Source organism: Mesorhizobium sp. B2-4-2, from assembly GCF_006442845.1.
GTDB lineage: Bacteria > Pseudomonadota > Alphaproteobacteria > Rhizobiales > Rhizobiaceae > Mesorhizobium.
Genome location: NZ_VFVM01000001.1, coordinates 630574 through 650606, shown reverse-complemented (window position 1 = coordinate 650606; position 20033 = coordinate 630574). Strand labels below are relative to the sequence as shown.

Genomic DNA, 20033 nt, shown 5'->3' with positions numbered 1-20033 from the left:
TCCTAGTGCGGAAACTCGAGCCCCATCTCACGGTAGCGTTCGGGATCGTCGCCCCAGTTCTCGCGCACCTTGACGAACAGGAACAGATGCACCTTTTGCTCGAGGATGCCGGCGATTTCCATACGCGCCGCCTGGCCGATGGCACGGATGGTCTCGCCCTTGTGGCCGAGCACGATCTTCTTCTGGCTGTCGCGTTCGACATAGATGACCTGCTCGATGCGCACCGAGCCGTCCTTCTTCTCTTCCCATTTCTCGGTTTCGATGTGCGAGGAATAGGGCAGTTCCTGATGCAGCCTGAGATAGAGCTTCTCGCGAGTGATCTCGGCGGCGAGCTGGCGCATCGGCAGATCGGAGATCTGGTCTTCCGGATAATACCAGGGCCCCACCGGGAGCGCCTCGGCAAGGTAATCGAGGAGGTCCTTGCAGCCCGAGCCGGTCAGCGCCGAAACCATGAAGGTGCGCTTGAACGGCACTCTTTCGTTCGCTGCTGCCGCCAGCGCCAACAACGCCTCCGGCTTGACGCGGTCGACCTTGTTGAGGATCAGCGCCATCGGCTGGCGCACATCCTTCAGGCGTTCGAGAATGGCGTCGGCATCACCTCTAATGCCACGCTCGGCATCGATCAGGAGCAGCACGATATCGGCATCCTTGGCGCCGCCCCAGGCTGTCGTCACCATTGCCGTGTCGAGACGCCGCTTCGGCTTGAAGATGCCCGGCGTATCGACGAAGACGATCTGCGCGTTGTCGTGCGTGGCGATGCCTCTGATGATGGCACGCGTCGTCTGCACCTTGTGGGTGACGATTGACACCTTGGCGCCGACAAGCTGGTTGACCAGCGTCGACTTGCCGGCATTGGGCGCACCGATGAGCGCTACGAAGCCGGAATGCGTAACGGCCGCAGGCGCGGCCGGAACCGTGTCTTCCGTGGCTGTCATGCCGCGTCTCCCTGATCGATCCAGACACCTTCACGAATGAGAAGGGCGGCGGCGGCGGCCTGCTCGGCCTCGCGTTTGGAGCGGCCGCTGCCGACAGCCGGCTGAAACCCACCAACCATGACACTGACGGTGAACAGCGGATCGTGATCCGGCCCCTCGCGGCTATCGATGCGGTAGACGGGCACGGCGCTTGCCGCCTGATGCGCCCATTCCTGCAACTCGGTCTTGGCGTCGCGTCGGCCGGCGCCCGACGCCTGCGAGCGCGGCTGCCAATATTTGTGGATGAAAGCGCGCGCCGCTTCCAGCCCTCCGTCGAGGTAGAGCACGGCGATCAGCGATTCCAGTGCGTCGGCGCGCAGATTGACGCGCTTGCGTCCCTCGAGCCCTTGAACGTCGGATCCGGCGCGGATCAGCTCCGGCAGACCAATATGTTCGGCGATCTCCGACAGCGCCTCGGCATTGACCAGCGCGTTGAAACGCAGCGACAATTCGCCTTCCGCCGCATCGGGAAACGCGGCCAGCAGCATATCGGCCACCACCAGGCCGAGAACCCGGTCGCCCAGGAACTCAAAGCGCTCATAGTCGGTGCCGGCATTGGCGCCGCGGGCGCTGGCATGGGTCAAGGCACGCTGCAGGCGCCGGCGGTCGGCAAAGGCATGGCCCGTGCGCTCCACCAGCGCTTCGGCGAGCGCGTCGGCGGTCAGCCGTCTTGTCGCCGCCATGACCCTAATTAACGAAGTGGAAGAGGCGCGAAGCACGCATAAGCGACGGCCATTTCCAAATTTCGAGCGGGCTCGCCTTGCCGGCGATCGAGAAGAAAACAAGGTTGGCCCGGCCAACCAGGTTTTCGGCCGGAACGTAGCCGACGGAGAATCGGCTGTCGGCGGAGTTGTCTCTGTTATCGCCCATCATGAAATAGTGACCGGGCGGAACATCGAACTCGCGCGTGTTGTCGCCGATCGAGTTCGGCGACAGATCCAGCGTATCGTAGCTGACGCCGTTGGGCAGCGTCTCGCGATAGACGTCGATCGGATAGTCCTTTTCGGTGATGTCGGGATTGTCGATCTGACCGGTCTTCACGCGCGGGACTCCGACGCCGTTGATGAACAGCTGCCCGTCCTTCACCTGAATCTTGTCGCCGGGCAGGCCCACCACACGTTTGATGTAGTCAACGGACGGGTCCGGCGGGAACTTGAACACCACCACGTCGCCGCGCTTCGGTTCGGAGCCCCAGATGCGGCCCGAGAAGATGTCCGGGCCGAAGGGCAGCGAATAACGGGAATAGCCGTAAGACCATTTGGTGACGAAGAGATAGTCGCCCTCGAGCAGCGTCGGCCGCATCGAACCCGACGGGATCGAAAAGGGTTGGAACAAGAGCGTGCGAATGACCAAGGCAAGCAAAAGCGCCTGGACGATGACGCTGACGGTTTCGCCAAGCCCGCCGGATTTCTTCTGGGGTTTTTCAGCCACGCTCATGTCGTCCTCGATTGTGCGTTGGATGGTATAGAGTCTCGGCGCGCGCTGGGCAACGTCATGCCGGTGGTCAGATGCAATCAATGTGGCGCTTGTTCGACGGGCAACGCTTCGATGATCACAAAGGCTTGAGCAAGCGGAAAATCATCCGTGATGGTGAGATGGATCATCGCCCGATGGCCCTTTGGCAGAATCGCGTTCAGCCGCGCCTCGGCGCCACCGGTCAGTGCCATGGTGGGCGCGCCGCTCGGAAGATTGACGACACCCATGTCGCGCCAAAACACGCCCTGCGCCAGACCGGTGCCCAGTGCCTTGGCGCAGGCCTCCTTGGCTGCGAAGCGCTTGGCGTAGGAGGCCGCCCGCGCCCGACGGTTTTCGGAGCGGGCTTGCTCGACTTCGGTGTAGATTCTCTGGATAAAGCGCTGGCCATGGCGCTCCAAGGACTTTTCAATGCGTCTGATATCGATCAGATCGCTGCCGATGCCGATGATCATCGCGCGGTGGAACCGATGCTTGCGTTTGGGTGAGACGATTGCTCATGGCGGGCCGCGCGCTCTGCCAGCCGTTTGCGCCGCTGCTCGCGAAAGGCGTTCATGCCCCAGCGCGTGATGGCGTAGAACAGAACCCCAAAGGCCAGTCCAAGCGGTATCGCACCGATCAGCATCGGCTTCAGCACCGGGGCCCACAATTGCGCGAAGGAAAGGTTGTGCAGCATCTCGCCCAGATGTGCTGGCGGGCCGTGCGCTGGCAGGCGGCTGTGCAGGATCAGCTTGCCGGTCTCCCAGGAGGCGCCCCACAGCAGCGGGAACGTCAGCGGATTGCCGAAGAATACGGCGCCAAGTGCGGCCGCCACCAGATTGCCGGCTATGAGCCAGCACAGCACCGCGGCAATGGCGAAATGGAAACCCACCGGAAAGAACGAAGCAAAGACGCCAGCGGCGACGCCGGCCGCCACCGCATGCGGCGTGGCCTTCAGCCGCAGGATGCGCTTGGAGAAGTACTGCAGCGAGCGCGAAAACGACCGGCGCGGCCATAGATAGGTACGCACCCGCTCCAAGAGGCCATCAGGCTCGCGGCGTCGAAAAAGCACTCTATTCCAATTCCTGGTCTACCAATACCCGCCGTCCTGCCACCCCAAGCCAGGTCACAGCAACTTATCTTGCGCTTCCGGGGCGCAGAAAGGCAACAACGACTTTGATATAGCGACAGGCTGCCTTCGGAACAACGAAACGCTGCCGCGATGGTCTGCCGCAGAGGGTAACAAGATCGCCATTGAGGCGAAACTGAGGAAAAGAAGGACGGCCGGCATGGCCACCATTCGACCAGCGCGCGACGACGAGGCGAAAGAGTTGCCCGATATCGAGCAATCCGCCGGGCTGGCGTTTCGTTCCATACCGGACCTCGCCTGGATCGCCGAAGACGGCAATATGAGCGTCGAGCGGCACCGCGCGCTGATCACGGAGGGCACATGCTGGGTCGCCACGGACAAGCGCGACCGCGCCATCGCCTTCTTGAGCGCCAGCGTTGAGGACGATGCATTGCATATCCTGGAATTCGACGTTCGTTTTGAGTGGCAAGGCTCGGGCATCGGCCGAGCCCTGCTGGAGACCGTCATCGAGGAGTCCAGGCGGCGCGGCCTTGCAACGATCACGCTGACGACATTTCGCGATGTTGCTTGGAACGTGCCGTTCTACCGAAAGTTCGGATTCCGCGTCCTGGAGGATGCGCGGATCGATGCGCGGCTCGCCGGGTGGCTGAGACAGGAAGCCGCGCACGGCATGCCGGTGAGCCGGCGCTGCGCAATGCTGCTCGATCTCGCGCGGATTTAACGGCGGCTATTCCAGATATTCACTGACCTCGATCAGATTGTCGTCGGGATCGCGGAAATAGACAGACATCATGCGGCCGCGTGCGCCGATCCGCTCTACTGGTCCAAGTTCCACCGCCACACGATCGGCTTCGAGACTGGCGAGGAGTTCGCCGAGCGGCCGATCGGTGATCAGGCAGAAATCACCGGATCCGGGCGTCGGCGACTTCGCCTTCGGCTCGAAGGTGCGGCCGACCTCGTGGACATTGATCTTTTGGTTGCCGAAAGCCAGCGCTGTCGGCAGGCCCGGCATATCGATGCGCCGAAAGCCCAGAACGCGCTGATAAAAGGCGCAGGTGGCCTCGATCGACGCCACTGTCAGCACGAAATGATCGATACTGACGATCATCCCGCCCCTCTCAGATATTGCGGCTGCCCGGCTTGATCGCCGGTATGGCGGCAAGTTCCGGCGGCAGCCGATCGGCCGGATAGGCCGGCACCTCGTACTCGGCGAGGGCGATCAGCGGCACGCCGACATCGGTCTTGCCGGCGGAGCGGTCGATGATGCAGGCCGCCGCCGTGACCTCGGCGCCAAGTTCGCGCAGGCAGTCGATGGTCTCGCGGATAGACAATCCAGTGGTGACGATGTCCTCGACAATGACGACACGCGCGCCGCGCGCGATCTCGAAGCGGCGCAGCCGGAACTCGCCCCCTTCCCGCTCGACCCAGATCGCCGGCACGCCAAGATGGCGCGAAGTCTCGTAGGCCGGGATCAGCCCGCCGATGGCCGGGCCGACGACATAGTCGATTTTGCCCGGCACGGCGGCGCGGATCTTTTCGGCCAGCGCCTTGCACAGCCGCTCGGTCTTATCGGCATGCATGAACACGCGCGCCTTCTGCAGGAACACCGGACTGCGCAGACCCGACGTCAGAATGAAATGCCCCTCCAGGACAGCACCAGCCTGGCGAAAAATATCCAGCACTTCGTCCGTATTCATCCGTCTATCCCCATGTAGATCAGTCACGTTAGCCATTGACACGCCGTGCATCGCTAACGCTCGAATTGTCCTTGAGCTGCGACAGCAGCCGGTTGAGATGCTTCAGATCCCAGACTTCGAGATCGATCAGCATTTCGGTGAAATCGGGCGCGGTGCGCACCATTGACAGCGTATGGATGTTGGCATCGTTCGAGGCAACGACCTGAGCGATGTCGGCGAGCGATCCCGGTGCATTGATGGCGGTGACGGAAACACGAGCGGGAAAGCGTTCCTTGGTGCGCTCGTCGATGTCCCAGCGCACGTCAATCCAGCGCTCGGGCTGGTCGTCGAAAGCCTGCAGCGCCGGCGACTGGATCGGATAGATGGTGATGCCGGTGCCCGGCTGTACGATTCCGACGATGCGGTCGCCAGGCACCGCCCCTTCCGGCGCGAAACGCACCGGCAGGTCGCCGCGCACGCCACGGATTGGCACCGCGCCGTCGCGCGGCTGGTCCTTGTCCTTGCGCGCGGCACGGCCCGGGATCTGGAACAGCATGCCGGCGGCGTTGCGAATCTTCGACCAGCCTTCCTCGCGCTGCTTGGGCGCCGCCGGCGTGACGCGCTCGTCCTTGTAATCGGGGAAGACGGCTTTCATGACGTCGGTGGACGCCAATTCGCCGCGGCCGACGGACGCCAGCACGTCCTCGATGTCCTTGCGCGCCAGCCGGTGCAGGACGGGCTTCAGGTTTTCCTTGGTGAAATTCTTGCCGGCCCGCTCGAAAGCCCGTTCGAGAATGCGCGCGCCGAGACCCGAATACTGCTTGCGGATGGCGTTCTTGGTGGCGCGGCGAATGGCGGCGCGCGCCTTGCCGGTGACGACGACGGATTCCCACGCGGCCGGCGGCACCTGCGCCTTGGAGCGGATGATCTCCACCTCGTCGCCATTCTTCAGCTCCGTCATCAGCGGCATGATGCGGCCGTTGACCTTGGCGCCGACGCAGGTGTCGCCGACATCGGTGTGAACCGCATAGGCGAAGTCGATCGGCGTGGCACCTTTCGGCAGCGCGATCAGCATGCCCTTGGGGGTGAAGCAGAACACCTGATCCTGGAACAGTTCCAGCTTGGTGTTCTCGAGAAAATCCTCGGGATTGTCGCCCTCGGCGAGTTGTTCGATCGTGCGCCTCAGCCAGGCATAGGCATTGGTTTCCTTCGAGATCGAATGGGCCGTGCCGTTCGCCTTGCCGCCGGTATCCTTGTAGATCGAATGGGCGGCGACGCCATATTCGGCGATCTTGTTCATCTCGCGGGTGCGGATCTGAAGCTCGACGCGCTGACGCGACGGCCCGACGATGGTGGTGTGGATCGAGCGGTAATCGTTCTGCTTCGGTGTTGAGATGTAGTCCTTGAAACGGCCGGGCACCATCGACCAGGCGGTGTGGATGGCGCCAAGCGCGCGATAGCAGTCCTCGACATTGTCGACGACGACGCGAAAGCCGAAAATGTCGGACAATTGCTCGAAGGAGAGCGCCTTGGCCTCCATCTTGCGGAACACCGACCACGGCTTCTTCTGCCGGCTTTTGACGCCTGCATTGATCGCATGCTTCTCGAACAGCGCCGACAGCGCTTTCTCGATCTCGGACAGCACACCCTTGTTGCGCTCGAAAATCTCGGCGAGCCTGGCGGTGACGGCGCGATAGGCTTCCGGATTGATGTAGCGGAAGGCGATCTCTTCCAGTTCCTCGCGCATGCCCTGCATGCCCATGCGCCCGGCCAGCGGCGCATAAATATCCATCGTCTCCTCGGCGATGCGCAGGCGCTTGGCTTCCGGCACATGGTCGAGGGTGCGCATATTGTGCAAGCGGTCGGCGAGCTTGACCAGAAGCACGCGCACGTCTTCCGAGATCGCCAACAGAAGCTTGCGCAGGTTCTCGGCCTGCTCGGCCTTCTTGGAGACGAGGTCGAGCTTCTTCAGCTTGGTCAGACCCTCGACCAGCTTGCCCATCTCGGGCCCGAACAGTTCGTCGATCTCGGCCCTGGTCGCCGTGGTGTCCTCGATCGTGTCATGCAGCAGGGCGACGGCGATCGTCGCCTCGTCCATGTGCATTTCGGTGAGGATGGCGGCGACTTCGAGCGGATGCGAGAAATAGGGATCGCCGGAAGCGCGCTTCTGGTGGCCATGCTTCTGCATGGCATAGACATAGGCCTTGTTGAGCAACGCCTCGTTGACGTCAGGCTTGTAGCGCTGGACGCGCTCGACAAGCTCATACTGACGCATCATGGGCGGAATCTCTCGGCGATGAAATGAATCATGCGCCGCACTACTGCACGGCGCATGTCATAGATAGCCACGAAACTGCCGGGACGGAAGTGCCGGAAGCTTGTTCCAGGCGCCTCCGCAAAGCAATCTTAGTAGTCGTCGCTCTTTTCCGGCGGCACCAGGCCTTCGATGCCGGCCAGCAGGTCTTCCTCGGTCATGCGATCGAAGGCGATGTTGTCCTCGGCATCATCGGTATCGGCGGCCGTGACGGCTGCGCCGGTCTGATCAGCGATTGCCTCGCCATCGGCTTCGGGCTCGTCGACTTCGACATGCTTCTGCAGCGAATGAATCAGGTCTTCCTTGAGGTCGTCGGGCGACAACGTCTCGTCGGCGATCTCGCGCAGTGCGATGACCGGGTTCTTGTCATTGTCGCGCGGGACGGTGATCTGCGCGCCCTGGCTGATCTGACGAGCACGGTGGCCGGCCAGAAGCACCAGCTCGAAGCGGTTGTCGACCTTGTCGATGCAATCTTCAACGGTTACGCGGGCCATGGATTGCCCCTTTCATGCCTGGATTTAATGGAAAACAGGCGCGGTCAATAACCCGAACGCCGCCGAAATACAAGCATTATGGAATGCCGGGGCCGGAGAACGGACGATCTGTCATTGCTTTGTCGGATTTCCCCCGAAGCCGGTTTCGGTCGAGCTCCGGTGCGCCGGTACCAAGCCGGCGATCACAATTGCTTGCAGTGCGGCAACGAACCCTTGGATTGCCACAAACCTGGCGTTATTTCGAAAAGCGTAAGGTCAGCCGGTTTATTGCGAACCCTACTGATAGTCGCATTTCGTTTTGACGGCCGCTTATTTCGAAAAGGAATTTTTCCATGTTCGACCCCCGTGAAAAGATCGCCCTGTTCATCGACGGCGCCAATCTCTACGCCACGTCGCGCGCGCTCGGTTTCGACATCGATTATCGCAAGCTCCTGTCGAGCTTCCAGAAACGCGGTTACCTGCTGCGCGCCTACTATTACACCGCCCTGGTCGAGGATCAGGAATATTCCTCGATCCGGCCGCTGATCGACTGGCTCGACTATAACGGCTTCAAGGTCGTCACCAAGCCGGCCAAGGAATTCACCGATTCGACCGGCCGCCGCAAGATCAAGGGCAACATGGACATCGAATTGACCGTCGATGCGCTGGAACTGGCCGATGTCGTCGACCACTATGTCATCTTCTCCGGGGACGGCGATTTCCGCACGCTGGTCGAGGCGCTGCAGCGGCGCGGGCGCAAGGTGTCGATCGTCTCGACCATGGCCTCGCAGCCGCCGATGATCTCCGACGATCTGCGTCGCCAGGCCGACCATTTCATCGACCTGATGACGTTGAAGAACGAGGTGGGCCGCGATCCCTCCGAAAGGCCGGTGCGCCGACCCGAACCGGCCGAGACGGAAGAGGACGAGTACTGAGGGCGGCTGCGTTGGCCGCACATCTGGCCGCCTCCCCGGAACCCGATCGCGATTGCCCGCTCTGTCCGCGGCTGCACGGTTTCATTGCCGAGTGGCGGCAACGCGAGCCATCGTGGTTCAACGCGCCGGTTCCGACCTTCCTGCCGCCCGAAGGCGACGATTCGGTCCGGCTGCTGATCGTCGGGCTTGCGCCCGGCCTGCGCGGAGCGAACCGCACGGGCCGGCCTTTCACGGGCGACTATGCCGGCGACCTGCTCTACGGCACGTTGATCGCGCACGGCTTGGCGCGCGGCGAGTTCAAGGCACGGCCTGACGATGGGTTGGAGCTCGTTGGAACGGCAATCACCAACGCCGTCCGCTGCGTGCCTCCCGAGAACAAGCCTGTGGGCGCCGAGATCGCCACCTGCCGGACTTTCCTTGTGCCGACGATCGCACGGTTTCCCAATTTGCGGGCCGTGCTGACACTTGGTTCGATCGCGCACCAGTCGACCGTGCGGGCACTGGGCCAGCGCGTCGCCGCCTATCCCTTCAAGCATGGCGGGCGGCAGGAGGCCGATGGCATTACGCTGTTTTCCAGCTATCACTGCTCGCGCTACAACACCAACACCGGCGTGCTGACCGAAGCGATGTTCGTCAGCGTTTTCAGGGAAATTGCGGCGTTCCTGGATTCGTAGGGTCTGGAATTGCCTTACAACGCCGGCGCGAACAACGCGGCCAGCGTCTCCTGACCGCCTTGCAGGACGTTCAGGTCGACGTCACCGACGATGCCCTCGACGCGGCCCCTGTTGTGGTACTGCCAGTAGACCCAATCGTCGCGACCCGGCTCGAGCAGCAGTGAGCGAAGCCAGAGCGGACGGGCGGCGATCTGTCCTGCATAGGCCGTTGCTGCATCGTCGGTCAGATAGATGATGGCTTTCTTGCCAAAGGCGGCTTCAACGGGACCGAGGAAGGCCTGGAGTTCGGTGTCGAGTTGTTCGGGCGAAGGACGCTGCGGGCAATTGCCGCCGAACTCGATGTCGACAACCGGCGGCAGCAAAGGCTGGTCGTGCGGCACCACGGCGATGAAATTCTTCGCCTGGTCGGCGCCCGGCCGGCAGAAGGTGAAAAAGTGATAGGCGCCGACAGCGAGCCCGGCAGCACGAGCCTCGCGCAGATTGATGGCAAAGGCATCGTCGACATGATCGCCGCCCTCGGTCGCCTTGATGACCGCAAAGGCGACATCGGCGGCGGCAACGCGTCGCCAGTCGATCCGGCCCTGATGATGCGAAACGTCGATGCCCCTGACAGGATATTTGCCGCGATCCGGAGAAAACGCATGGAAATAGAAGAAGCCGCCAGCGATCATGAGGATTGCAAAAACCAGGCTGACCGATCCCCAGAGGATGATCCGGTTCTTCAAGACTGTCCACTCCGGTATTCTGGCTCCTTGGCTAGAACCCTGAAAGCCAAACACTTATCCGCTTGGCTGCCGCCTGATGGCTGTCACCCGCGCTCCTTCAAGAGCCTGCCCTTCTCACGCGACCAGTCGCGCTGCTTTTCCGTCTCGCGCTTGTCATGCAGCTTCTTGCCGCGACCTACGGCGAGCAGCAGCTTGGCCCGGCCCTGGTCGTTGAAATAGATCTTCAGCGGCACCAGGGTCATGCCTTCGCGGTCGACGCTCTGCGACAGCCTGGCCATCTCGCGCTTGTTGAGCAGCAGTTTGCGGCGCCGGCGCGGCTCGTGGTTGAAGCGGTTGGCCTGCAGATATTCCGGTAGATAGGAGTTGATCAGCCAAATCTCGCCGCCCTCGACCGAGGCATAGCTGTCCTGGATGTTGGCCTGGCCCTGGCGCAGCGACTTGACCTCGGTGCCGGTCAGCACCAGGCCGGCCTCGATCGTGTCGAGCACCTCATAGGAAAACCGCGCCTTGCGGTTTTCCGCAACGGTCTTGTTGTTGGGATCGGCTTTTCTGACTTGATTCATAATGCCGAGAGGTGGCGCCTCATCCCTAATTTATCAAGCCGGCGTGCTTCATCGCCGCGTCGATCTTTTCGGCCGTCGACTGTTCGACCGTGACCAGCGGCGAACGCAGCACGTTCTCGACCTTGCCGAGCTTCGAAAGCGCATATTTGGCGCCGGATACGCCAGGTTCGATAAAGATCGCCTTGTGCAGCGGCAGCAAGCGATCCTGCAATTCCAGCGCCTTGGCGCTGTCGCCGGACAGCGTCGCCTCCTGGAATTCAGCACAAAGCCGCGGCGCGACGTTGGCCGTCACCGAGATACAGCCGACACCGCCATGCGCGTTGAAGCCGAGCGCGGATGCATCTTCGCCGGAAAGCTGGATGAAATCCTTGCCGCAGGTCATACGCTGCTCGGAAACCCGTTCGACCTTGCCGGTCGCGTCCTTGACGCCAACGATATTCTTGAAGTCGTGCGCCAGCCGGCCCATCGTCTCCGGCATCATGTCGATGACCGACCGCGGCGGGATGTTGTAGATGATGATCGGCAGCTTGGTTGCCCTGGCGACGGCGGCGAAGTGCTCATAGAGCCCGCGCTGCGTCGGCTTGTTGTAGTAGGGAGTGACGACAAGTGCAGCATCGGCGCCTGCCTGTTCGGCATATTGGACCAGGCCGATCGCTTCCGCGGTGTTGTTGGAGCCAGCGCCGGCGACGACCGGAGCGCGGCCCCTGGCCGCCTCGATGCAGACCTTGACCACCTGACGATGCTCGTCATGCGACAGCGTCGGCGACTCGCCGGTGGTGCCAACGGGAACAAGGCCTGTCGTGCCCTCCGCAAGTTGCCAGTCGACAAAGGCGCGAAAGGCTTTCTCGTCGAAACGCCCGCTCTTTTCGAACGGTGTCACGAGCGCGGTCAGCGAGCCTCTCAGCATGTTCGTCCAACTCCTTGGGACTTCTTGTTCACGCATATCGTTATCCCAAAACCGGTAGCCACTTTTGGGCGATAGGCATGGGTGTTTTCGTCTCTGGTCTTAATGTCGCGCCTTCTAACCGAAAGCGAGGCGGCGCACCATAGTCTCGACATGGTTGCGCGGCAAGCATTGCCATGCTGCCAGCAAACGCAATTCGAACGGCCTCGATAACCTTTTGTTAACTGGCCCTTCATGACCTAAGTTTACGGTCTGGTCCAGGTCGCGAAGCTTCCGCGCCTGCTGGTGATGTGTAAAGGCTGAACGATGCCGACTAGGCGGCCTCATCTTTTCGCGCTCCTGGGCGCGGTCGTCGCGCTGATGCCCGAGATGGCGATCGGCGGCAGCGTCGACGTGCAGTTGACATCGGCCATTCCGATGCCCGGCATGCAAAGCTCGCAAGATGCGGGTCCACGCGATACGGCCCCCTCTGCCAGCATCGTGCAGTTGAAGAGCGGTCTGGACGCACTGGCGGCGGGCGACATTCCCCGTGCCCGCGCCGCGCGCGATGCCCTTTCCGCCGGTTCGCTCGACCAGCACATCCTTGCCTGGGCAATCGCGCTGTATGGCGGCGACAAGATGCCGAGCGGCGACATTGCGGCCGCAGCGAAGATGTTGCCCAACTGGCCGGGGACAACCGCGCTGCGCAAGAACAGCGAACGCGCACTCTATCGCGAGAACCCCGCCCCCGACATCGTTGTGCAAGCGTTCGACGGCAGCCAGCCGCAGACATTCGAAGGCGTGATGCTTCTTGCCCGCGCCTATGTGGCCCTGGGCAAGGCAGAGGCGGCGCGTTCGGTGCTGGTGCCGTTCTGGCGCACCGCGATCCTGGAGGCCAAGGACGAGACAGCGCTGATCAAGGAGTTCGGCGGGCTGATCCCGGCCGCCGATCACCGATTCCGCATGGAGCGCATGTTCTACGCCGACCGGGTCGGCGCGGCGCAGCGCGTCGCCGGCCCGGCGCAAGCGGAGCAACTGGCCACCGCCTGGGCGGCGGCCGACAAGGGCGACAAGAACACCCCCAAGCTGCTCAAGGCGGTGCCGGCTTCACAGCGTTCTGCCGGCTATTTCTTCGCGCAAGCCGAATATCTTCGCAAGCAAGACAATATTGCCGACGCCGCCGCCATCGTGATGAAGGCGCCGACGGATCGCGAAGCGCTGGTCGACCCGGATGCCTGGTGGGTGGAGCGCCGGGTACTGTCGCGCGAGCTGGTCGACAAGGGTGACATGAAAGCCGCCTACAGGATCGTCGCCATGCATGCGGCCGAAAGCACAGCGAACGCCGCCGAAGCCGAATTCCATGCCGGCTGGTACGCGCTGCGCGGTCTGAACGATCCCAGGCTTGCCGCAACACATTTCGCGCGCATCGCCGACCTTGCGCAGGGGCCGATGACATTGTCGCGCGCCTATTACTGGCTCGGCCGCGCCGCCGAAGTTGGTGGTCCAGGTAACGCAAAGGACTATTTTGCGCGCGCGGCGGCCTATGGCACGACATTCTACGGCCAGCTCGCCGCCGAGCGCATTGGTCGCCCGGCGCTGAACATCGTCTATCCCACACCGAGTGCCGCCGACCGCCAGAGTTTTGCCGGTCGCGAAGCCGTCGCCGCCATCAAGCGGCTGCAGGAGGCGGGCTACGACCGTTATGCCGAAACGCTCTATCGTGACCTTGCAGGACAGTTGACCAGCCCGGGCGAACTGGCGCTCCTGGCCGTGCTGGCGGAAAAGCAGGGCAACCACTTCATGTCGCTCAAGATCGGCAAGATCGCCGGCGCGCGTGGCATCGATGTCGGCGCGCTGTCGCATCCTTTGGGGGTCATCCCCGATAGCGCCGATATTTCCGGTTCGGGCAAGGCGCTGGCCTATGCCATCGCCCGCCAGGAAAGCGAATTCAACATCGGCGCCATATCGAGCGCCGGCGCGCGCGGGCTGCTGCAGCTGATGCCGGCAACCGCCAAGCAACTGGCGAAGAAGGCCGGGCTGCAATTCTCGCAGGCACGCCTGACCACCGACGCCGGCTACAATGCGACGCTGGGCTCGGCCTTCCTCGGCCAGCAACTCGACCGCTTCAACGGCTCCTATGTGCTGACCTTCGCCGGCTACAATGCCGGCCCCAGCCGCGCTGCCCAATGGGTGGCGAAATACGGCGATCCGCGCGGCAAGGACATCGACGCCGTCGTTGACTGGATCGAACGGATTCCTTACACGGAAACAAGAAGTTACGTGCAGCGCGTGATGGAGAACTACGAGGTCTACAAGATGCGTATTTCCGGCAAGTACGACATTGTGGGAGATCTTGTGAACGGGCGGGGTTGACGGCTTTCGTTCCTCCTTGCGAGAGGAGTTGCCCCCCGCTGTGCGGGGATCCGCCCGCCCTGCTGAGTGGCGAGCCTCGCCACTTTCGGCCCCGCAAGAGGAGAAGTAACTGCCCCATTTGACCATCCCTTCCCCCGCCTGTAGCAGACGGACGATCCGGCGAGAGCAAGGGACAGCATTCCAATGGCGAGCGAAGGTTTCTCCGATTTCTTCTACACCGCGCCGGATGGGCTGAAGCTCCATGCCCGGATCTATGGCGAAGCAATTTCGGGACATTGGCCAGTCGTCTGCCTGCCCGGCCTCACCCGCAATGCACGCGACTTCCATGAACTCGCGCTCTATTTGGTCAGCAAAGCCGGGAGCCCGCGCAAGGTCGTCGCCTTTGACTATCGCGGCCGCGGGCAGTCCGATTATGATCCCGATGTCAGCCGCTATAACGTCAGCGTCGAAGCCGGCGACATTCTTGCCGGACTCGCGGCCTTGGGAATCGAGGAAGCCGCCTTCATCGGCACCTCGCGCGGCGGCCTGATCATTCATGTCCTGGGTGCGCTGCGGCCGGCCATATTGAAAGCGATCGTGCTGAACGATATCGGACCGGTGATCGAGCCGGCCGGCCTTGCCCATATCCAGTCGTATCTCGAACGCAAACCGAAGCCGAAGACCTTCGCCGAAGCAGTGGCAGCCCAGCGCCGCGTTCACGGCCGGGATTTTTCAGCGCTCGCCGATGCGGACTGGGAGCGCATGGTGCTGGCGCTCTACCGCGAAACGGATCAGGGCCTGCTGCCGGATTTCGACCCGAAGCTGGTCGACACGGTTGCAAATCTCGACCTGACGCAGCCGCTGCCGGCGCTGTGGCCGCAATTCGACGCCCTGTCGGCCCTTCCCATGCTCGCCATACGCGGCGCCAATTCGAGTTTGCTGTCGGTGGGCACACAGCGGCAGATGCGGGAGCGCCATCCGGCAATGCAGACGATCACCGTCGAAGGCCAGGGTCACGCCCCTTTTCTCGAAACCGGAACCTTGCCGGGCGACATCGCCGCTTTCCTCGACAGAGCCGAGCGGCTGCCGACTCGCCTTTAAAAACCGTTGCCGGCGAGGCAAACGACAGCAGGGCGACCAAGGTAGGTTCCGAAGCCGGAATAGCATGCCTCGAATAACCCGCAGATCGGGAGATCCACGGAATTGGTTGTCCACAGCGTCTTCAAAGCGTGAACTTATCGGGACTTTGAGGCCTTCTTCATTGCCTTAGCCGGGGTCTTCACGGCAGGCGGTTCGTCTGACGCACCGCGCGCCGCAGCACGAGGCGACGGTTCGGGCGCTGCCTTCATGCTGTCGACGCCGCCAGACCGGGGTACTTCCAGCACGGTGACGCAGCCGTCGAGGTCATTGGTGGCCAGATGCGCATAGCGCATCGTCATCGACAGGGTCTGATGGCCGAGCCACATCTGCACGCGCCTGATGTCGATGCCACCCTGGACAAGACGCGAGGCGCAGGTATGGCGCAGAATGTGCGGCACCACCTGATCGTCGGCGGCCAGACCGACTTCGGCCTTCGCATCGTTCCAGATGGCACGGTATTGAGCCTGGCTGAATGTGGTGAACGGGCCTTTCGGCCGACGGCCTTCGCCGGGAGGCAGCTTGATCACTTCCTTGACACGCTCGGTCATCGGAATGGTGCGGCTGCGGCCGGACTTGGTGATCCAGAAGGAGACGCGATGCTCCTGGATGTCGTTCCAGATCAGCCCGAGCGCCTCGCCAAGGCGGCAGCCAGTGTCGACCAGGAAGACGGAAAGCCGATAAGCATCCTCGCTGCGGCTCCTGATGGCGGCGAACAGCCTGGCCTCTTCGTCCCTTTCAAGGAAACGAATCCGTCCCGACCGCTCCTTCTGGCGGCGGAACTCGGGCAGGCTGTGGATATCTCCCATCTTGTAGGCCTTGCGCAGCAGTTTGCTGAGGGCAGCCATCTTTCGATTGATGGTTGCGTTGCTGTTGCCGCGCTGGCGCAAGGTGCCGATAAGGTTGTCCAGGGTACTCTGATCAAAGGCGCTGAAACGCTCCCCGAGCAGAATCTCGTCTATCTCGCCGATGAACGAGCTGACATTGTATTTATGCCGCCCATCATCCCACAATATGTCTCGATATGCCGAAAAAAGATCTCCAACCCTATGCGACTTTACTTCTCGTATTTTATTGTAGGTGTAGTTAAACTTTGAATTCTGAGAAGAAAACATCGAAAAATGATCGGAGGGCTCGCCCTCTTGAATCGCTTCGGTCGTCATCATTTGCCACACCCCCGAGTGGGATAGATTCAGCCCTATCCGCTTGGGAGCGTCCTTTCAAGAGATTTGAATCACGCAGTTGTGATTTCATCCGCCATCAGCGGATCCCACGAAACCATCCCACGGACTCTATTCAGCTACCGTTACCCCCTGTTCCTTCTGTTTGCCTTGATCCAGTCACGAAACAAAAACAGCCCGGGCGTTGATGCGCCCGGGCTGGATTTCACCTGTATGGAACCAGCCCTTAGAACGAGCGCTGGAAGCGGAGGATACCGCCGATGCTGCTCTTCTTGTCGGCGCCGGTCCAGTTCGAGAAGTCGGCGTCGTCGAACCTGCCTGCATTGAGGTAGTCGACTTCGGCAGTGACCGTGAAGCCCGGGACGACGTCGTAGGCGATGTTCGCCGCGATGCCCAGGTTCTTCCAATCGTCATACGACACCTGCGCGTTGAACGAGGTCTTCTCGTTGAACTTGTAGGTACCGCCGCCCCAGACAGCCCAGTTGCCGCCCCACTGCTTGTAGAAACCGCGACCATGGGCGTCGACAAAATTGCCGGCGTCGTCGTTGAGGTTGTCATCGGTGCCGTAACCGCCCATGACCCACAGCGACAGTGCGTCGTTGACGTTCACGTCCAAGCGAACCTTGCCGGCAACTTCTTCGTAGTTGCTGTCATAAGCGACGACACCGCTGATGGCGCCCCAGCCCTGCGTCCACTTCAGACCGCCGACGACATGCGGAACGTAGCTGTCGATCGTGCCGACAACGCCCGCGCCTTCTTCGAGCGAGACCACGGCCGAGAAGCCGTTGCCAGCGTCGAAGTAGTACTGAACGACGTTGGTGTCGAAGTCACCATAAGGAACCAGCGTATCCTGGATCACGTTGCCGGCGTAGCCGACGAACGTATCGAAGGCCGATTCGTCCTTACCAACGCGGAGACCACCGAGCTGGATCCAGGCGAAGTTCAGCGAGACGTCCTTGTTATGGGCGGTGTTGAACGGCTCGATTGCGTTGTCGTTGCCGAAGTTGAAGCGGGTCTCGGTGTAGGTCTTCAACGTGCCGAGCTCGGTTTCCTGGCCGGTCCAGGTCTTCAGCGTGAAGCGGGCATTTTTGTGCCAGGCATCATTTACCGAGCCGTCCTGGTGGTCCGCAGTCTTCGAACCGTTGAACGTGCCGACGTCGCCGCCGCCGATGTCATAACGGATGTAGCCGCCGATGCGCAGGCAGGTCTCGGTGCCGGGGATGTAGAAGTAGCCAGCGCCGTAGACGTCGCAAATCTTGACGTATTCAGCGGGCTCCGGCTCGGCGACGACGACGGCGTCGGCGGCGCGCGCACCGGAAACTGCGATCAGGGCCGCAGCGGAGCCGAGAAGAAGGCTCTTGATGTTCATTTTCTGACCTCCAGTCAAAAGTTAAAAAACGGGTCTGGGTATTCTTTGCTGAAGGACAGCGTTCCCTGCCCCATCCCCACTACCGAAAAAGATGCGCACCGCGCCGCTCCTTCGAAATCGACATTACCCATGAGCAGACGGGGTTCAACCACGATCGTACCGGCGAAAGGGCTGTGCGGCTGCTATCCCCCATCGTTGTTGCACAAATGACACGATTTGGCCTCACTCAGAAAGCTCTCATTAACCTTCGGCCCGCCCCAGCCCCTTGTTTACGGGCGAATCCGGCGATCGGCTGACGGAATCATGGCGAGGCCTTGAGCCACCAGCCAGGGAATCGCCGCAGAACCGCCGCATCGCGGAAAGCCGCAGGCCGGTGCGTTCTTATTTTTCCGTATAATGGCTTCTTTTTCCGAGATATTGGCTGGGGCTTGTTGATTGTGCCGGCGCTTTTCTTTATCCAGCGGCGCAACGGAGAGGTGGCCGAGTGGTCGAAGGCGCTCCCCTGCTAAGGGAGTAGAGGTCAAAAGCTTCTCGTGGGTTCGAATCCCATCCTCTCCGCCATCCTGCTTCGCTCTTCGAGCTTCGCAGGACAAGCCCAGACCAGACCTCAGCGCGAAGCAGGATGCCCTCCGAAGCCTCGGCGAAGGAGGGCCGGTCGTGTGGTATGTATACCTGCTGGAAAGTAAGACTGCCGACGGTGAGCGTTATGTCGGCATCACGTCCGACCTGAAGCGACGGCTTGCCGAGCACAATGACGGAAAATCCAGTCATACATCCAAGTTCCTGCCATGGCAGATCGTCACCTATGTGGCGTTCTCGAATCAAGCCAAGGCGACTTCATTGAGCGTTATCTCAAATCCGGTTCCGGGCACGCCTTCGCCAGCAAACGTCTGTGGTGAATGCCCCTTCCTTGTGAAAAAACCCAGGGATTCCCGGAAAAACGCAGCAATACCAATTGTTTGCTGCAAAAACACGCACCACCAAAACGGTTGTTTCGTTCGATTCTGACTGGAGGTCAGAAAATGAACATCAAGAGCCTTCTTCTCGGCTCCGCTGCGGCCCTGATCGCAGTTTCCGGTGCGCGCGCCGCCGACGCCGTCGTCGTCGCCGAGCCGGAGCCCGCTGAATACGTCAAGATTTGCGACGTCTACGGCGCTGGCTACTTCTACATCCCCGGCACCGAGACCTGCCTGCGCGTCGGCGGCTATGTCCGTTACGACATCGGCGTGGGCGACACCGGCTCGTTCGATGGTGCGAAGGCTGCGGATCACCAGGACGGTGACGACCACAACACCTACTACAAGAACACGCGCTTCACGCTGAAGACCTGGACCGGCCAGGAAACCGAACTCGGCACGTTGAAGACCTACACCGAGACCCGCTTCAACTTCGGCGACGACAATGCCTTCGACGAGCCGATCAACGCCGCCCACAACCGGGACGTCTCGCTGAACTTCGCCTGGATCCAGCTCGGTGGCCTGCGCGTCGGTAAGGACGAATCGGCCTTCGATACGTTCGTCGGCTACGCCGGCAACGTCATCCAGGATACGCTGGTTCCTTATGGTGACTTCGACACCAACGTCGTCCAGTACTACTTCGATGCCGGCAACGGCTTCTCGGCCGTGGTCTCGCTCGAAGAAGGCACCGGTACCGACACGATCGACAGCTATGTTCCGCATGTCGTCGGCGGCGTGAAGTACACGCAGGGCTGGGGCGCCATCACCGGCGTTGTCGCTTATGACAGCAATTACGAGGAAGTTGCCGGCAAGGTTCGCTTGGACGTCAATGTCAGCGACGCACTGTCGCTGTTCATCATGGGCGGCTACGGCACCGATGACAACCTCAACGACGACGCCGGCAATTTTGTCGAAGCCCATGGCCGCGGCTTCTACAAGGCGTGGGGCGGCAACTGGGCAGTCTGGGGCGGCGGCACCTACAAGTTCAACGAGAAGACCTCGTTCAACCTTCAGGTGTCTGCTGACGACTGGAAGAACGTCGGCGTTGCGGCGAACGTTGCTTATGACGTCGTTCCCGGCTTCACCGTCACGGCCGAAGTCGACTACCTCCATGCCGGCCGGTTTGACGATGCTGGCTTCGTCAACCCGTCGTTTACACCTGCCGATAAGAAGAACAGCGTCGGCGGCATGCTCCGCTTCCAGCGCTCGTTCTAACAGCTATCGCTTCGAATATCGAAACCCGGCGGGCAACCGCCGGGTTTTTCATTGGGGTTATGAT

The 20033-nt window shown here is 61.7% G+C and carries 21 protein-coding genes and 1 tRNA gene; 8 read left to right on the top strand and 14 right to left on the bottom strand.

Going from position 1 to position 20033, the window contains the following annotated elements; all coding sequences use genetic code 11:
- Window positions 1-2 precede the first annotated feature (2 nt).
- From era to FJ942_RS03085, 5 genes are all read right to left on the bottom strand, one after another.
- Window positions 3-935 carry a GTPase Era gene (gene era, locus FJ942_RS03105; protein WP_140897195.1) on the bottom strand — a complete coding sequence of 311 codons (933 nt, stop codon included), beginning with the start codon at window positions 933-935 and terminating at the stop codon, window positions 3-5.
- A complete protein-coding gene (gene rnc, locus FJ942_RS03100; protein WP_140494593.1) occupies window positions 932-1657 on the bottom strand; it encodes a ribonuclease III in 726 nt (241 codons plus the stop codon). The genes era and rnc overlap by 4 nt, the downstream gene beginning before the upstream one ends.
- Window positions 1658-1661: 4 nt before the next feature.
- Entirely contained in the window at window positions 1662-2411 is a 750-nt protein-coding gene (gene lepB / locus FJ942_RS03095; RefSeq protein WP_140517805.1) for a signal peptidase I, read from the bottom strand.
- Window positions 2412-2488: 77 nt separating this feature from the next.
- Window positions 2489-2902: a holo-ACP synthase gene (gene acpS / locus FJ942_RS03090; protein ID WP_140494597.1), complete on the bottom strand. Its 414-nt coding sequence runs from the start codon at window positions 2900-2902 to the stop codon at window positions 2489-2491.
- Window positions 2899-3498 (bottom strand): DUF2062 domain-containing protein, encoded by a 600-nt coding sequence (locus FJ942_RS03085; RefSeq protein WP_140494599.1) that lies wholly within the window; start codon window positions 3496-3498, stop codon window positions 2899-2901. Before FJ942_RS03085 ends, acpS begins: the two co-directional genes overlap by 4 nt.
- A gap of 217 nt (window positions 3499-3715) precedes the next feature.
- Between FJ942_RS03085 and FJ942_RS03080 the strand changes: the two genes are divergently transcribed.
- The gene (locus tag FJ942_RS03080; protein ID WP_140897194.1) at window positions 3716-4237 is read left to right on the top strand and encodes a GNAT family N-acetyltransferase; all 522 of its coding nucleotides are present in this window, start codon (window positions 3716-3718) and stop codon (window positions 4235-4237) included.
- Window positions 4238-4243: 6 nt separating this feature from the next.
- On the opposite strand, the gene FJ942_RS03075 is transcribed toward FJ942_RS03080, so the two are convergent.
- The 4 genes from FJ942_RS03075 to rpoZ form a co-directional block, all read right to left on the bottom strand.
- Window positions 4244-4624: a VOC family protein gene (locus FJ942_RS03075; protein ID WP_140517802.1), complete on the bottom strand. Its 381-nt coding sequence runs from the start codon at window positions 4622-4624 to the stop codon at window positions 4244-4246.
- Window positions 4625-4634: 10 nt separating this feature from the next.
- Window positions 4635-5213: an orotate phosphoribosyltransferase gene (gene pyrE / locus FJ942_RS03070; protein ID WP_140517801.1), complete on the bottom strand. Its 579-nt coding sequence runs from the start codon at window positions 5211-5213 to the stop codon at window positions 4635-4637.
- A gap of 28 nt (window positions 5214-5241) precedes the next feature.
- Window positions 5242-7470, bottom strand: coding sequence for a bifunctional (p)ppGpp synthetase/guanosine-3',5'-bis(diphosphate) 3'-pyrophosphohydrolase (locus tag FJ942_RS03065; protein ID WP_140517800.1), 2229 nt, complete (start codon window positions 7468-7470; stop codon window positions 5242-5244).
- Between the two features lie 128 nt (window positions 7471-7598).
- Window positions 7599-8000: a DNA-directed RNA polymerase subunit omega gene (gene rpoZ / locus FJ942_RS03060; RefSeq protein WP_140494610.1), complete on the bottom strand. Its 402-nt coding sequence runs from the start codon at window positions 7998-8000 to the stop codon at window positions 7599-7601.
- Between the two features lie 332 nt (window positions 8001-8332).
- On the opposite strand from rpoZ, the gene FJ942_RS03055 reads away from it, so the two are divergent.
- Both FJ942_RS03055 and FJ942_RS03050 read left to right on the top strand, forming a co-directional pair.
- On the top strand, window positions 8333-8914 hold the full coding sequence (locus tag FJ942_RS03055; protein ID WP_140494612.1) for an NYN domain-containing protein: 582 nt from the start codon (window positions 8333-8335) through the stop codon (window positions 8912-8914).
- 11 nt (window positions 8915-8925) lie between these two features.
- Complete coding sequence (locus tag FJ942_RS03050) at window positions 8926-9588, top strand: uracil-DNA glycosylase (protein WP_224519207.1); 663 nt, start codon at window positions 8926-8928, stop codon at window positions 9586-9588.
- A gap of 14 nt (window positions 9589-9602) precedes the next feature.
- On the opposite strand, the gene FJ942_RS03045 is transcribed toward FJ942_RS03050, so the two are convergent.
- The 3 genes from FJ942_RS03045 to dapA all read right to left on the bottom strand — a co-directional run bounded on the left by FJ942_RS03045 (window position 9603) and on the right by dapA (window position 11783).
- Window positions 9603-10313, bottom strand: coding sequence for a GH25 family lysozyme (locus FJ942_RS03045; RefSeq protein ID WP_140897193.1), 711 nt, complete (start codon window positions 10311-10313; stop codon window positions 9603-9605).
- Window positions 10314-10396: 83 nt separating this feature from the next.
- Window positions 10397-10876, bottom strand: coding sequence for an SsrA-binding protein SmpB (gene smpB, locus FJ942_RS03040; protein WP_140494616.1), 480 nt, complete (start codon window positions 10874-10876; stop codon window positions 10397-10399).
- A 25-nt stretch (window positions 10877-10901) separates the two neighbouring features.
- On the bottom strand, window positions 10902-11783 hold the full coding sequence (gene dapA / locus FJ942_RS03035) for a 4-hydroxy-tetrahydrodipicolinate synthase (RefSeq protein ID WP_140494617.1): 882 nt from the start codon (window positions 11781-11783) through the stop codon (window positions 10902-10904).
- A gap of 303 nt (window positions 11784-12086) precedes the next feature.
- Between dapA and FJ942_RS03030 the strand changes: the two genes are divergently transcribed.
- Both FJ942_RS03030 and FJ942_RS03025 read left to right on the top strand, forming a co-directional pair.
- Complete coding sequence (locus tag FJ942_RS03030; RefSeq protein WP_140897192.1) at window positions 12087-14132, top strand: lytic transglycosylase domain-containing protein; 2046 nt, start codon at window positions 12087-12089, stop codon at window positions 14130-14132.
- A 183-nt stretch (window positions 14133-14315) separates the two neighbouring features.
- A complete protein-coding gene (locus tag FJ942_RS03025) occupies window positions 14316-15212 on the top strand; it encodes an alpha/beta hydrolase (RefSeq protein ID WP_140897191.1) in 897 nt (298 codons plus the stop codon).
- A gap of 134 nt (window positions 15213-15346) precedes the next feature.
- Here FJ942_RS03025 and FJ942_RS03020 read toward each other — a convergent pair whose 3' ends face one another.
- On the bottom strand, window positions 15347-16414 hold the full coding sequence (locus FJ942_RS03020; protein ID WP_226880370.1) for a site-specific integrase: 1068 nt from the start codon (window positions 16412-16414) through the stop codon (window positions 15347-15349).
- Between the two features lie 241 nt (window positions 16415-16655).
- The gene (locus FJ942_RS03015) at window positions 16656-17798 is read right to left on the bottom strand and encodes a porin (protein ID WP_140494624.1); all 1143 of its coding nucleotides are present in this window, start codon (window positions 17796-17798) and stop codon (window positions 16656-16658) included.
- A 470-nt stretch (window positions 17799-18268) separates the two neighbouring features.
- Between FJ942_RS03015 and FJ942_RS03010 the strand changes: the two genes are divergently transcribed.
- The 3 genes from FJ942_RS03010 (at window position 18269) to FJ942_RS03000 (ending at window position 19969) form a co-directional block, all read left to right on the top strand.
- A tRNA-Ser gene (locus FJ942_RS03010) sits at window positions 18269-18359 on the top strand.
- 96 nt (window positions 18360-18455) lie between these two features.
- Window positions 18456-18806 carry a GIY-YIG nuclease family protein gene (locus FJ942_RS03005; protein ID WP_348640071.1) on the top strand — a complete coding sequence of 117 codons (351 nt, stop codon included), beginning with the start codon at window positions 18456-18458 and terminating at the stop codon, window positions 18804-18806.
- A 14-nt stretch (window positions 18807-18820) separates the two neighbouring features.
- On the top strand, window positions 18821-19969 hold the full coding sequence (locus FJ942_RS03000) for a porin (protein ID WP_140520696.1): 1149 nt from the start codon (window positions 18821-18823) through the stop codon (window positions 19967-19969).
- The last annotated feature ends 64 nt before the right edge of the window (window positions 19970-20033 follow it).

What these genes read in the sequence shown, in the direction of transcription:
- FJ942_RS03075 (WP_140517802.1), bottom strand. Translation starts at nt 4,624, where the DNA reads ATGATCGTCAGTATCGATCATTTCGTGCTGACAGTGGCGTCGATCGAG.
- smpB (WP_140494616.1), bottom strand. Translation starts at nt 10,876, where the DNA reads ATGAATCAAGTCAGAAAAGCCGATCCCAACAACAAGACCGTTGCGGAA.
- FJ942_RS03055 (WP_140494612.1), top strand. Translation starts at nt 8,333, where the DNA reads ATGTTCGACCCCCGTGAAAAGATCGCCCTGTTCATCGACGGCGCCAAT.
- FJ942_RS03025 (WP_140897191.1), top strand. Translation starts at nt 14,316, where the DNA reads ATGGCGAGCGAAGGTTTCTCCGATTTCTTCTACACCGCGCCGGATGGG.
- rnc (WP_140494593.1), bottom strand. Translation starts at nt 1,657, where the DNA reads ATGGCGGCGACAAGACGGCTGACCGCCGACGCGCTCGCCGAAGCGCTG.
- FJ942_RS03020 (WP_226880370.1), bottom strand. Translation starts at nt 16,414, where the DNA reads ATGATGACGACCGAAGCGATTCAAGAGGGCGAGCCCTCCGATCATTTT.
- acpS (WP_140494597.1), bottom strand. Translation starts at nt 2,902, where the DNA reads ATGATCATCGGCATCGGCAGCGATCTGATCGATATCAGACGCATTGAA.
- lepB (WP_140517805.1), bottom strand. Translation starts at nt 2,411, where the DNA reads ATGAGCGTGGCTGAAAAACCCCAGAAGAAATCCGGCGGGCTTGGCGAA.
- dapA (WP_140494617.1), bottom strand. Translation starts at nt 11,783, where the DNA reads ATGCTGAGAGGCTCGCTGACCGCGCTCGTGACACCGTTCGAAAAGAGC.
- FJ942_RS03080 (WP_140897194.1), top strand. Translation starts at nt 3,716, where the DNA reads ATGGCCACCATTCGACCAGCGCGCGACGACGAGGCGAAAGAGTTGCCC.
- FJ942_RS03000 (WP_140520696.1), top strand. Translation starts at nt 18,821, where the DNA reads ATGAACATCAAGAGCCTTCTTCTCGGCTCCGCTGCGGCCCTGATCGCA.
- pyrE (WP_140517801.1), bottom strand. Translation starts at nt 5,213, where the DNA reads ATGAATACGGACGAAGTGCTGGATATTTTTCGCCAGGCTGGTGCTGTC.
- FJ942_RS03015 (WP_140494624.1), bottom strand. Translation starts at nt 17,798, where the DNA reads ATGAACATCAAGAGCCTTCTTCTCGGCTCCGCTGCGGCCCTGATCGCA.
- FJ942_RS03065 (WP_140517800.1), bottom strand. Translation starts at nt 7,470, where the DNA reads ATGATGCGTCAGTATGAGCTTGTCGAGCGCGTCCAGCGCTACAAGCCT.
- FJ942_RS03030 (WP_140897192.1), top strand. Translation starts at nt 12,087, where the DNA reads ATGCCGACTAGGCGGCCTCATCTTTTCGCGCTCCTGGGCGCGGTCGTC.
- rpoZ (WP_140494610.1), bottom strand. Translation starts at nt 8,000, where the DNA reads ATGGCCCGCGTAACCGTTGAAGATTGCATCGACAAGGTCGACAACCGC.
- era (WP_140897195.1), bottom strand. Translation starts at nt 935, where the DNA reads ATGACAGCCACGGAAGACACGGTTCCGGCCGCGCCTGCGGCCGTTACG.